Origin of the sequence: Affinundibacterium seohonense, assembly GCF_014284305.1 — a bacterium.
In the GTDB taxonomy this organism is placed as follows: domain Bacteria; phylum Pseudomonadota; class Gammaproteobacteria; order Burkholderiales; family Burkholderiaceae_D; genus Undibacterium; species Undibacterium seohonense.
The window spans coordinates 214734-227330 of record NZ_JACOFW010000003.1 but is presented as its reverse complement, the minus strand read 5'-3'; the positions used below and the strand labels follow the sequence as shown (position 1 = coordinate 227330).

9 protein-coding genes are annotated in these 12597 nt (G+C 47.8%); 3 read left to right on the top strand and 6 right to left on the bottom strand.

Translation table 11 applies throughout. From position 1 onward, the window contains the following. Positions 1-4: 4 nt before the first annotated feature. From H8K52_RS04550 to H8K52_RS04525, 6 genes are all read right to left on the bottom strand, one after another. Entirely contained in the window at positions 5-1309 is a 1305-nt protein-coding gene (locus tag H8K52_RS04550) for an amino acid deaminase (RefSeq protein WP_186921696.1), read from the bottom strand. 26 nt (positions 1310-1335) lie between these two features. Then, positions 1336-2658, bottom strand: coding sequence for a sugar MFS transporter (locus H8K52_RS04545; protein WP_186921695.1), 1323 nt, complete (start codon positions 2656-2658; stop codon positions 1336-1338). A gap of 815 nt (positions 2659-3473) precedes the next feature. Continuing rightward, entirely contained in the window at positions 3474-4259 is a 786-nt protein-coding gene (locus tag H8K52_RS04540) for an SDR family oxidoreductase (RefSeq protein ID WP_222613673.1), read from the bottom strand. Beyond that, positions 4260-5444 carry a hypothetical protein gene (locus H8K52_RS04535; RefSeq protein ID WP_186921694.1) on the bottom strand — a complete coding sequence of 395 codons (1185 nt, stop codon included), beginning with the start codon at positions 5442-5444 and terminating at the stop codon, positions 4260-4262. A 341-nt stretch (positions 5445-5785) separates the two neighbouring features. Further along, the gene (locus H8K52_RS04530) at positions 5786-6178 is read right to left on the bottom strand and encodes a RidA family protein (RefSeq protein ID WP_186921693.1); all 393 of its coding nucleotides are present in this window, start codon (positions 6176-6178) and stop codon (positions 5786-5788) included. A gap of 104 nt (positions 6179-6282) precedes the next feature. After that, complete coding sequence (locus H8K52_RS04525) at positions 6283-7284, bottom strand: 2-dehydro-3-deoxygalactonokinase (RefSeq protein WP_186921692.1); 1002 nt, start codon at positions 7282-7284, stop codon at positions 6283-6285. 499 nt (positions 7285-7783) lie between these two features. Between H8K52_RS04525 and gcvA the strand changes: the two genes are divergently transcribed. From gcvA to H8K52_RS04510, 3 genes are all read left to right on the top strand, one after another. Continuing rightward, on the top strand, positions 7784-8668 hold the full coding sequence (gcvA, locus tag H8K52_RS04520; RefSeq protein ID WP_186921691.1) for a transcriptional regulator GcvA: 885 nt from the start codon (positions 7784-7786) through the stop codon (positions 8666-8668). 18 nt (positions 8669-8686) lie between these two features. Beyond that, positions 8687-9085 (top strand): hypothetical protein, encoded by a 399-nt coding sequence (locus H8K52_RS04515; RefSeq protein WP_186921690.1) that lies wholly within the window; start codon positions 8687-8689, stop codon positions 9083-9085. Between the two features lie 98 nt (positions 9086-9183). After that, positions 9184-12576 carry a TIM-barrel domain-containing protein gene (locus tag H8K52_RS04510; RefSeq protein ID WP_246464273.1) on the top strand — a complete coding sequence of 1131 codons (3393 nt, stop codon included), beginning with the start codon at positions 9184-9186 and terminating at the stop codon, positions 12574-12576. The last annotated feature ends 21 nt before the right edge of the window (positions 12577-12597 follow it).

The following is a 12597-nucleotide window of genomic DNA, read 5'->3' as shown; positions in this document are numbered from 1 at the left end:
CAGTTTAGAAAAAAGTATTGATCGCGGATTGCACTTGATAGTCATCATCGACGACCAAAATTACGGGCCATTTATCAAAAGTTGTACATGGATGTGAAATGCCGCAGGCGATCAGATCGCCGACTTGCAGTGTTTCGCAAATCGCACTGTCCTTCGGTAGGCGCAAATACGCGTGCTGGTCATTCATTTTTTCTATCTTGCAACCTGTGGGTAAATCTAGTGGTGCAGATGTGCTGCCAGGTCGGTGTGTTTGTACCGGGAAAGGGAGATCAATGTCGTAAGACGCATCGCGTTTGCCCATGGTTAGGATCGCCAGATCTGGTTCAGGGCGCGATTGCACCATGCTCCAAACCTCCAAAGCAGGGCGCAGATTGTCGATATCAACCGCACTTTCACGCGCCTGCATTTCGTGTAATAAGTGATTGTAGAAGCCATGGTCATGCGTCACATAGCAGCCACTACGCAAAATCGAAGTGACGGGGCGCGAGAGAAGCAAAGTCTGCTCAAAACCACGTCCAACCAAATCAAAATACGCCGAGCCGCCAGCGGATAATAAAATATTCTCACCAGCAAATAAACCTTCTGCATCGGCTCGCTGCGTGAGTGTGATCAAATCATTGATAAACGCTTTGACGGCGACCAAATCTTGATCTCTGTGCTTACCGACTAACAGACCTTCGTAACCCTCTATGCCTGCCAGTTGCAGGTAAGGGCTTTGATGTATTGCTCGTGCAACTGCTAATGCATCATCTTGGCTACGGCAGCCAGTGCGACCACCGGCGAAACCCAATTCGACCAACAAAGGCAGAGGACGATTTAGTCCGGCTGCTTGGACTTGTTCTGCCATACGCTGCACGCCATCAAGGGAATCAGTTAATGCGAAAAATTCAAAGTGTGGATCCGCTTTCATTAATGCCAGCACGGCTTGTGTATCACTGCGACTGATCAACTGATTCGCGAGTAGTACGCGGCGTACGCCAAAACGATGAGCGATCAAAGTTTGATTGACAGTGGCCAGCGTAATTCCCCAAGCACCATTTTCTAATTGCATGTCAAATAGCTGTGGTGACATCGTGGTCTTACCATGAGGAGCAAGCACGACGTTCATGGTGTCACAGAAATTTTTCATCCATTGCAGATTGTGTTGCAAGGCTGATTGTTTCAACACAGCCACTGGAAAACTGGTGTCCGCATTCAGCACATTCCAATGTTGTTGGGCGATGTTTTGTTGTTGCAAAGACTGGCTTAACGCTAAGCCTTTGGTGCCGGGTAACAGGGTTTGCTGTTCTAATGTGCTGAGATTTAACATAATGCTTGAATAAAAAATGAGAGAGATTATTTCCAACTACTAATCTTGTGGCCTTTCAGCGCATAGAACAAGATCATCGCATAACAAGGTAACATCACCCAGTAAGCGTTTTGCGCACCGCTCGTATCTGAGAAGTGGCCGTAGGCCATAGGTAATATCGCACCACCCGCGATACCCATGATCAGTAAAGCTGAACCCGCCGCGGTGTATTTACCCAAGCCTTCGAGGGCGAGGGGCCAGACCGCAGGCCAGACCAGTGCGTTGGCGAAACCTAGCATGGCGAGGAACATCACAGAATTCGGTACGACAGGAACGCCAGCCCAACCAATCAAGGCTTGTGCAATGCTGCTGTCGGTGGAGGAGCTATTCATGACACCAAGGGCAAAAAGGAGACCGCAAGTTGCAGACAGAATTAATGCATTTTTTTGCGACAAAAATTTAGGAATTGCTACCGCACCTAGCAAATAACCCAAAACCATAAAACCCATCGTATAAGAAGTGAGTTTCAAAAAGTGCTCCACACCTAGATGTTGTCCATACAAACCAATCGTATCGCCAGCAATCACTTCGACGCCAACATAAGCAAACAGCGTCAGCGCGCCTAATACCAATTGCGGAAATTGCAGAACACCAAAACGCGTGGTGCTGCTTTGATCTTCATCTTGCAGGTCCAAATCAGGCAAAGAAGAGAAGTGGATGATTGCCATAAAAATCACCAAGCCTATCGCCATGACGATATATGGCGTTACCAAGCGCGATGCCAGATCGGCACGCAAAGCTTCACGCGCGACTTGATCCATTGCCGCTAGTGCAGCGGTAGAAGTTGAGGATTGATCGATACCAGATAAGATCAGCGCAGTGAACACCATAGGCACCACAATCCCAGCGCCTTTGTTGAATAGTCCCATAATGCTGATACGCATCGCTGCACTCTCGCGCGAACCTATACATACGATGTAAGGATTAATCGCGGTTTGCATCAAGGTCATGCCGGTAGCGAGTGTGAATAAGGCGAGCAAGAACAGACCGTAGTAGCTAGTTTTTGCTGCTGGGATGAACATCAACGCACCCACAGCCATCACCCCAAGACTGGCGGTCATACCGTTTTTGTAGCCGATGCGACTAAGTACTGCCGCTGATGGTAATGCCATCACGGTATAGGCGATGTAGAAGGCGAAGGTGACCCAGAGAGCTTGAAAGTCGTTGAGGTTACAAACGATTTTGAGGAAAGGGATGAGCGAGCCGTTGAGCCAGGTGACGAAACCTAGGATGAAGAAGAGTAGGGCGATGAAGAACATGGCGACTACGACTTGCTTTTTGGATTGTGGTGCTGGTGCGTTGTTGGTCATGGTTTTTCCGTTTTTGTTAATGGCTCTCGGTGGGTTGAGAGTGTCTCTTTGGGTTTGTTTAAATCTTATTTCTCTTTATCGTTTGTTTCGTCTCTGTAACTGTGTTCTCTGTTGCTCGTTGTTCGCAGGTCGGGTGTGGCCCGACGGCCAATTACCTTTTTTGCTTCGCCAAAAAAGGTAATCCAAAAAAGGCGACCGTAGACTTGCCCCTACGGGGTGCTTACGCTACGCTCCAGCATAATTTGTGCGTCACAAAAAATGGGAAAGTGTTGAAACTGTTCTTAGGAGTGTTCGCTTGCAAGCGAACACCGTTCCGCAAACGAGCCGCATGCGCCTCGAATTCCCTGCTACACCTCAGACAGCAACACTTTCTTATCCATTTTCTGTGACGCACAAATTACATCGTCTCGAACGGGGGCAGGTCAAAGTCAAAAACAAAAACAAAATCAAAGTCAAAAGCAACGACCTACTACTGCTATAAGAAAAATGAACGACCGTCGGTACTGATTGTTTTGGTGTTGCCGTTGCTTTTGAAGTTGTTTTTGACTTTCATCCACTTCTGACACTGCCAATTGTGCAGGACAGAAAATGGATAAAGAAAGCCTTGCTGTTTGAGCCGAAGGCGAGTTTCAAGGCTTTCCCATTTTTTGTCCTGCACAATTGGGTAGCCGAAGGCCAGTGGCAGCGTGGTCGCCTTTTTTGGGTTACCTTTTTTGGCGAGACAAAAAAGGTAACTGGCTGTCGGGCCACCCCCGACCTACAGACCTATCAGCTAAACCAACACACAAACCAACACACAAATCAACAACAAACAACTAAATTTCCTCCTGCGTCAACTCCCGAGCAAACACCTGATTCCCCGCCATCAATCCACCATCCACCGGCAACACCACCCCAGTAATCACCCTAGCCGCATCAGAAGCCAAAAACAGTACCGCATCCGCAATATCCCGAGGCGTCGCAAAATCCCGCAGCGGATACCACTTCTTCAAATCTTCAAACACCTGCGGATTCTTATCCACACGAGCTTGCCAAGCTTGGGTCTTCACCGTGCCGGGGCAAACCATATTCGCTCGTATCCCAAACTTGCCGAACTCCATTGCTAGAGCCTTGGTATAACTAATCAAACCAGCTTTCGCCACGCTATACGCTGGATGTCCAAACGAGGTCATGCCATTCACGCTACCGATGATCACAATATTGCCATTGCCCGCTGCCTGCATCGCTGGTCTTACTGCTTCAACTGTATGGAAAGTTCCATTCAAGTTGAGATCCATATCTTGCTTCCAGCTTTCTTCGGTCGTACTTTGCAGCGTCAACGCTTGGGCAGCGCCCGCATTGGCGACCAATACGTGGACGTCGCCGCGTGTCGCTACTACGCCGCTTAATGCTTGTTTGAGTTCGCTGGCATTGGTGATATCGGCCACGACTGCGCTACATTTATCAGCACCTAATTGTGCGACCAAATCCGCTAACTGACTTGCTTCACGGTCTTGGGCAAAGACGTGATCGCCTGCATTCACAAAGGCTTGGCAGAGTGCGCGGCCGATGCCGCCGCAGGCGCCGGTGATGAGGATATTGCGTGCCACTTTAGTTGTCATTTACGTGATTTCCTTCAAAGTCTTTGCCAGGTGATCGAGCTGATATTGCGGTAATAAACCATAGTTATAAAACGCAAAATCCTTGATGCCTAATGCCTGTATGCCAGCAATCGCGGCGCCTAATTCTGCGCCTTGATTCAGATCTGGAAAACCTGGTCGTAAGATGGCACGGATTTTTTCTGAGTTGCCAATTTGACGTAGGCTTTCCCATGCATCGGCAATCGCGCGATTGGCGTTTGGTTCGTAAAAAGGGATTTCGATATAGTCGGCAACTTCCGATAAGGCCTTCAGATCACTTCCTTCGGTCCAACAAGCAGAGGTGGGTCTTTGGACTGTCGGGATGACGGCGAGTTCACAGGAGCTTGGAATTGCTGCGCGAATTGCTGCGACCAATTGCGTGACGCGATCTTGACGCATGCTGATAAAGGCAAGTAGATCCGCATCACTTAACAGCTCCGATTGAGTCCAGCTGGCAGCTTGATCCGCATTCGCATCGGCAGGTAACGCCAGATAGTTTTTAATATTGTTCTGTATGCGAGTTTGTAAGGCATCGACGTGTATGCCTTTGCCTTTGGCCGCGGTTTTGCAGGCGTCACAAAAACACATGCCCAACATATTATCTAACCAAGCATTGGTAGCGACTTGTGCAAATTCGTGATGATAGCCATGGCCATACGGTTGCCAACCCGGTGATTCCAACACAATACTACTGAGTGCGTGTTGATGCGTCAGGTCTGCGCACAAATTGACAGCGTAGTCGAATACGGCGTCTTGAAAAGGGCAGAGGCTATATACATAGCCATCACCAAAGGCATTTTTGACAGTGTATTCGGGAAATGCGGTGCCTAGACGCGTGTTATGTAAGAGTATAGTCCAGCCATGCACTTTGACTCTGCCATCTTTTAATAATGCCGGTAATACCTCACGAATTGCCTCGTCGCTATGCGCTTGTGGCTTGATGTCGCTATAGTGACTGACATCAGGATCGTAGTAGGTGACGCCGTCTTCAGGGAAGATGACATAAGGTGGTTTTTTTGCATGTGGACGAATAAATTTACCCGCGTGATAAGCGGTCGCCAAAGTCACATCGGTGACGCCCATGGCTAGCACTTCATCAACAAATTGCGTGACGCCGACGTCGGCGATATCCCATGCGTAAGTGTAGAGTGAGCGGTAAGCTGGCATTGTTAAGGCATCCTTGAAAGAAAACGCTAGTGCTACAACACGATAGGGTGCGTTACCCTTACCGTATTCCAAAAAACTGACTTATTCAGTTCAGATTTATCTCGAATTTGATCCTTCGACCGTCCTGAATAAATTTCAATAAAATTAAATTGCAACTCCCTTCTTCCGCAAGCGGGACAAGGGTTGGGGATGAGGGGGATTTAGATTCGGATAAAATTTTTTAATGCACAAATTTGTATCTTGTTTTATGGCATGCAAGAGCTTTGCAGCTTCTGAACTACCCTCACCCTAACCCTCTTCCGCTTGTAGGAGAGGGGATGTCATCGCACTAATTTGTCTCTTTAAACCGGCTTATAAGCCGTCACTTCTATCTCCACTTTGCAATCCACCATCATCGCTGATTGCACACAAGAGCGTGCTGGTGGATGGTCGCCAAAGTATTCTGTGTAGATGCGATTGAAGGTCCAAAAGTCGCGCGTATCATCAAGCCAAACGCTGACTTTCACCACGTCGCTTAGGTCGCAACCAGCCAATGCCAAAACCTTCTTGACGTTTTCCATCGTGCGACGGGTTTGTGATTCTATGCCACCGGTTTCGATTTCGCCGTTGTCTTTCATGGCGACCTGACCTGAGCAAAATACAAAATCGCCAGCGCGTACTGCAGGTGAGAATGGCAAGCGTTGACCGCCAGCGCCCGAGGGAATATTGCCGAAGCGTGTGATGTCTTTAGTCATGGTGTACTCGTAAAAAATTATCGTTGTGTCTGAATCGCAGTTGAGGCAAAGCATACTTGCCTCGTACCAATAGCCGTATGGGTGAATTCCCTTATTTACTGAACTTATTTGATCAAGCCGCGTGCTGTCGCAACCAAGATGGCACCTTGGCCAGCCAAATGCGCCTGGGTTTCATCGGATACGACGGTGATTTTTCCAGAGAAGTAATCATCGTTTTTGATCAAGATTGCTAAAGCCTCTTTCATAATCGGCTTACCGCAGATCACGACTGGCGTACCTGGCATCATCTTGATTGCAGTGCTGTTTTTTAATGTCAGTAAATCGGCACCGAGGATGGCGCCGAGTAAGAAATTGGCGCGGTCATTGCGTTCGTAAATCGTGAATTGATCGAGGGTGCGTACATTGAAACAAGTACGACCGAGGCCGATTGTTTGCGCCGATTGTGCACCAGCTAACAGCATTTCTTCGCTGATGGAGGTGGCAAACTGTGAATCCAAAGATTGCGCCAAAATCGTGTTGTGCGTGATCACATACATCAATTCGCCAGCCAGGGTGGTGACACAACCTGTGATGCGATTTTTATCATCGATGCAGACAAATTTAGAATGTGAACCTGGCATCACCATCATGGCCGGGCCAGTGATCGCCAATTGTTCAATCACGCTCATGACTTCAACTTCTTCACCGCGCATCATGTCCATGGCTTCGCAATTATGCAGGCCGATGTTGTCGACCACATTGCGTACACCGGGTACAAACCAAATTGGCTTGGCAAAGACTTCGGGTATCGTCACCGACACCATGCCGCGCGCTAATTGTTGTAAGCCAGCGGGGGCTAAGACGTGCGGTAATTCAAATAAGCCAACATTTGAGCTGATCATGCCCGAGCCTATCACCAGATCGATTTGCTCTTCGGTCACATGGGCGGCGGCCAGTGTTTTGTTAATCGTATCGCGCACGCCGTTTTGTAGCTTTTCTCGGCTGCCGGTAATCGCCGTATCGCGCACGCCGACTTCGCATGCTTGATGAGCCAGCACATCGCCGTCTTGCCACAGTGTTACACGGGTATTGGTCGTGCCGGTATCGATAGTAATAATATGAGTCATGTCAAATAAGACCTAAGTGAAATTTTGGGTGACGCACGGATGAAGTCAATTTGTGTCAATGTTGGCGTTCACAGATGTTGCCGTGATTGTCTGCCTAAAGAGCAAATGAGCAGTAAATAAAGAGCGAACGCGAACCATGAGCCCAATTGAACACGGCGGTTTATGCCGACTTCAACAGAATGATCGCAGCTTAACGGGCTAGAGCAGGCTGAGCAAGCGAGGAATATTTGAGACGTCATTAAAAAATATTTAAGGAGAAAATTTTAATTTACTGATTATTTTAATAATTATTTGGGTTTTTATATTGAGATCGTCGGACTATCTGATCGTAACTTGCGTTTTTGTGGATGGTCAATTTTCTGATCAAAAAGTCGTGATCAAAATGTTAGCACTGTTGGGAGAAACCGGGGCGGCATCAGAACAACAATTAAATTTCAATCCTTCATTAAGTTTTATTAAATGAACTTCTGATATGGTATCGTTTTTCAATGAGGGTACTATGTCCAAACGTCTTCCACCATTAAACGCATTAAAGGTTTTTGAAGTCGCGGCGCGACGCTTGAACTTCACGCGTGCGGCGGAGGAGTTGCATGTAACGAATGCCGCGGTCAGTCATCAAATCAAATTGCTGGAAGACTTCCTCGGCTTAGACTTGTTCCAGCGCAGTAATAATGTTTTAAAACTGACCGAAGCAGGCGAACGCTATTTGCCGCGCATACGCGAAGGTTTCAAAATTTTTCAGCAAGCGACCGATACCCTGCTCAATGATAATAATGTCTTGCTGCGGGTTGGTGTGCCACCATCGTTTGGTTCTAAATGGCTAGTGCCGCGTTTATATCGTTTCTTAAATCGTCATCCACAAGTTCGGGTTGAAATTGTGTCAGAAGTTGATCGTAGTTATCGCGATTGCGATATTTCGATTGATTTTCGGCGCACGCAATTTGCCGATTTTCGGATTGAACCTTTCATCGCGACCGAAGTATTTCCAGTCTGCAGCCCGGCGATTGCTAAAGCAATGACCACACCAGCAGACTTGAGTAGACAAACTTTGCTGCACGAAGTGAGTGCCATGAATGATCCTGATTATCCTAGCTGGCAATCTTGGTTTTCAACCTTGGGTGTGAACGATAAGGATGTGCGCAAGGGACCATTATTTACTTTGGCGCTGATGGCTTTGCAGGCAGCGATCGATGGACAGGGCGTCGCACTCGGGCAATCCTTATTAGTCGAATACGATATCGCCGCCGGACGTTTGGTGCGCCCGTTTAATGTCGAGACACCACTGCGCCTAGATTACTACTTAATTTATGCTGCGGATATGAAAGAAAACACCGCTTTTCTCGCTTTTCATCAATGGCTAATTAGCGAAGCGCAAGCGCGTTAAGTTACGTTAGGTCTTGTGATGTCCCTATTTCAAAAAGATGTGCTCTTCTTGAGCAGCAAAAAAGCCTTGCTTGAGACTTTTGGCGCAGATATTTCTGCGGATCAGTTAAGGCAAGAACTGTGTTCAAAAATTTTGGACGTGAGTTTTTCTAGCAATACTGCAGCTCATCGTTGTGTGGTGTTCGCATTACCAAAGCGCGTAGACAAGAATTTAGCATCGCAGACGCCATTCGAAGAGCTCGCTTTTTTTGGTGATAGCCAGCATTGTTTAGATTTGGCACTAGCGTGCGCAAAACAGGCCGAGAAAATTATTGTGATCGGCACACGCTCACGTGAAAACGTCGCGCGTATGACGCAGCATTATGTGCATCGCTTATATGGTCCGAAAGCACCAAGCTTAAAAAGGCTGGACATTTAGTTTCCCTTGATGAGCATGGTAATAAATCTCGCTGTTGGCGATTCGTGTTTACCTTTACAGTTTTGAGATTCATCACATTTCTTGAATTGATTCTCATCATGCCTACCACGACCAAGTTGTTTACTCGACGTCTCATGCGAGCCGCAATTGCTGCCGCATTTGCTACCAGCGTCTCTTTGCCAATTAGTGCGTATGCCGCAGCAGTCGGCAATCTGCGCCAGATTGAAACACCTGCCAACACCAGTAGCGTCAAGATTGTCACTGACAAAGGGCATTTGTTGGAAATCAGTTTGCTGCGTCCAGATATGTTTCGCGTATGGGCTGGCAGTGAAGGCAAGTTGATTGGCGCTGGTGATAAGGCCGCACCGATTGTACTGAAAAAGAATTATGCCAACGTTGATTATCAGCTCACTGATAAGGGTGACTATCAGTTATTGCAAACCACTAAAATGGCTTTGGGTATTTACAAAAAACCGTTGCGTTTAGCTTTGTATAAAGCCGATAACAAGAGCTTGTTATGGCAAGAAATGCAGTCACTCGATATTGCCGAAAAAAGCAGTTTTCAAACTTTATCCACCAGCGCTGATGAATACTTTTTTGGCGGTGGTCAGCAAAACGGTAGCTATGCGTTTAAAGGTAAGAGTTTGGAAGTGTCTTACTCCGGCGGCTGGGAAGAAAACGACAGACCGAGTCCGGCACCTTTTTATATGAGTAACAAAGGTTATGGCGTGTTGCGTAATACCTGGAGCAACGGCAGTTACGATTTCCGTGCAAATGATTTCATTACAACAAGCCACAATGAAAAGCGTTTTGATGCCTACTACTTTGTCGGCGAGAACATCAAAGACGTGTTGAATGCTTATACCGAACTGACCGGACGCGCAAAAATGTTGCCACGTTGGGCCTATGAATATGGCGATGCAGATTGTTATAACGATGGCGACAATATTAAGAAGCCGGGCACAGTACCAAAAGGCTGGAGCGATGGTCCGACCGGTAAAACCCCAGATGTGGTGCTGTCTGTTGCGGCGAAATATCGTGAGCACGATATGCCGGGTGGTTGGATTTTGCCGAATGATGGTTATGGCTGTGGCTACACCGATCTCGAAGGCGTGGTCACTGGATTGAAAAAATATGGTTTCCGCACGGGACTCTGGACAGAAAACGGTGTTGATAAAATCAAATGGGAAGTCGGCACGGCTGGAAGTCGAGCGCAAAAGCTTGATGTCGCATGGACTGGTGCTGGCTATCAATTTGCACTCGACGCCAATCAGGCCGCAGCGCAGGGGATTTTAGATAATTCTAATTCACGCCCTTTCTTATGGACAGTAATGGGTTGGGCTGGGATGCAACGCTACGCTGTGACCTGGACGGGCGATCAAAGCGGTAGCTGGGACTATATTCGTTGGCATATTCCAACGCTGATTGGGTCTGGCTTGTCGGGTCAAGCCTACGCGACAGGTGACGTCGATGGCATCTTTGGCGGTAGTCCGGAAACCTTTACCCGTGATTTGCAATGGAAGACCTTTACGCCAGTATTGATGGGCATGTCAGGCTGGTCACAAAATTCACGTAAACATCCTTGGGCATTTGATGAGCCATATCGCAGCATTAATCGCGATTATCTGAAACTCAAAATGCGCTTGATGCCATATATGTATACCTTGGCGCAAGAAGCAGAACAAACGGGAGCACCGCTGGTACGTGGTTTGATGTGGGATTATCCGCAAGATGCGAATGCCAATAACGAGGCCTACAAATATCAATTTTTTTTAGGTAAAGATTTGTTGATCGCACCCGTGTATCGTAGTCAGGCAGCGAGCAAAGGCTGGCGTAAGGGAATCTATTTGCCACAAGGACAGTGGATAGATTATGCCGATGGTCGGGTAGTCGATGTGGGCGGGCAGGGCAAAGTCATCGACTATCAAGTGACCTTGGATCGCTTGCCCGTATTTGTGCGCGCTGGTGCGATTTTACCTATGTATCCTAGCGCCTTGTACGATGGTCAGGTCGCCAAAGATGTCTTGACCTGGGATATCTACCCGCACGGTGATTCGACCTACACCTTGTACGAAGATGATGGTGAAACTCGCCAATATCAGCAAGGTGAACAGAGTACCCAAACTTTGCGTGTGACGGCACCACGTGGAGTTGCGGGTGACATTACGCTGCAACTCGACGGTGTGCAAGGTCAGTATCAAGGTATAGAAAAAAACCGCGTACAAGAATTTCAAATTCACACTCGGGTGAAACCTCAACAAGTATTTTTGCAAGGGCAAAATGTAGTCGAAGCTAAATCACGCGCAGAATTTGATGCGGCAAGTACAGTTGGTACTTGGTTTTACGATGCAACCCAAAAGTATGGCGTGGTGTATGTTAAGACAGCTAAACTCGATATACGACAAGCTCTGCAAGTGCGTTTGGCGATCGCTGCGAATGCGAGTCTCGTAGCGACTGCTGATTATCCTGCGGCACCAGCAAGCGGCGATGTGGTGGCGGCGGACACTGTGATTGTACTTAATCGACCCGCTGAAGAACCTGGTCATCCTTTGGAAAACGCGTTCGATGGCAAACCAGGTACTTGGTTCCGAACCCTGCGTGATCAATCGCAAAAAACGGGCGCACATGAATTCACGCTGGCATTGGGTGAGCGCCGCATGATCAGAGGTTTTGAAATCGCGCCGCGTAGTGACAAACATTGGGAAGCTGGCCAGGTCAAAGACTTTGAAATTTATCTGGGCGATAGCAATGGTGAATGGGCTAAGCCCGTGTTCACCGGACGTTTGAAAAAACAAGAAGGCAAGCAGAGAGTTGAGTTCGCCGCGAAAGCCGGGCGTCTATTTAGATTCCGTATTCTGAGCACGCATGATCAAGATGAAGATGGTAACGCGCAAGATCCAATGATCTTGACCAGCAACGATGCGGCGAGCGCACCTCGTGCTTACAATGCCTTCACGCCTTTAGCAGTGCCACCGATTACGATTTCTGAGTTTGCCTTATTGGAGCAACAGACTCCCGATCAGCCAACACTGCAATTGGCTTTGTCAGATCAAATTGCGCTGCCATCCAAAGCCGTGCAAAAGCAAAGCGTTGTGTTGAAAGATAAAGTGAACAGCAAAACGCCAAGTAACGCCGAGGGCATGATGCAAATGAATGGCCTAAAATTCCGTAAAGGCTTAGGCGTGGTGGATGCTAGCGAGGTCACGTATCGCTTGCAAGGCCATTGGCAAACTTTCCGTGCCGACGTCGGCATTGATGATGCATGTCGTCAAAATGGCGGTTTGCAATTCCAAGTGTACGGTGATGGTCGCTTATTATTTGATAGCGGCCTTATCTTGGCGCCAGCGGTGGTTAAACCTGAGCTGGATATTCGTGGGGTCGAGGTTTTGATGCTAAAAACAACAGGTGTAAAAAAGAAATCCTCGGGACCGGTCTGTGCTAATTGGGCAAACGCTACCGTTATTGGTTTTGCAGGAAGTCTTGTGAGATAGTTAGTTAACAAAAACACGCAA

What these genes read in the sequence shown, in the direction of transcription:
- H8K52_RS04550 (WP_186921696.1), bottom strand. Translation starts at nt 1,309, where the DNA reads ATGTTAAATCTCAGCACATTAGAACAGCAAACCCTGTTACCCGGCACC.
- H8K52_RS04545 (WP_186921695.1), bottom strand. Translation starts at nt 2,658, where the DNA reads ATGACCAACAACGCACCAGCACCACAATCCAAAAAGCAAGTCGTAGTC.
- H8K52_RS04540 (WP_222613673.1), bottom strand. Translation starts at nt 4,259, where the DNA reads ATGACAACTAAAGTGGCACGCAATATCCTCATCACCGGCGCCTGCGGC.
- H8K52_RS04535 (WP_186921694.1), bottom strand. Translation starts at nt 5,444, where the DNA reads ATGCCAGCTTACCGCTCACTCTACACTTACGCATGGGATATCGCCGAC.
- H8K52_RS04530 (WP_186921693.1), bottom strand. Translation starts at nt 6,178, where the DNA reads ATGACTAAAGACATCACACGCTTCGGCAATATTCCCTCGGGCGCTGGC.
- H8K52_RS04525 (WP_186921692.1), bottom strand. Translation starts at nt 7,284, where the DNA reads ATGACTCATATTATTACTATCGATACCGGCACGACCAATACCCGTGTA.
- gcvA (WP_186921691.1), top strand. Translation starts at nt 7,784, where the DNA reads ATGTCCAAACGTCTTCCACCATTAAACGCATTAAAGGTTTTTGAAGTC.
- H8K52_RS04515 (WP_186921690.1), top strand. Translation starts at nt 8,687, where the DNA reads ATGTCCCTATTTCAAAAAGATGTGCTCTTCTTGAGCAGCAAAAAAGCC.
- H8K52_RS04510 (WP_246464273.1), top strand. Translation starts at nt 9,184, where the DNA reads ATGCCTACCACGACCAAGTTGTTTACTCGACGTCTCATGCGAGCCGCA.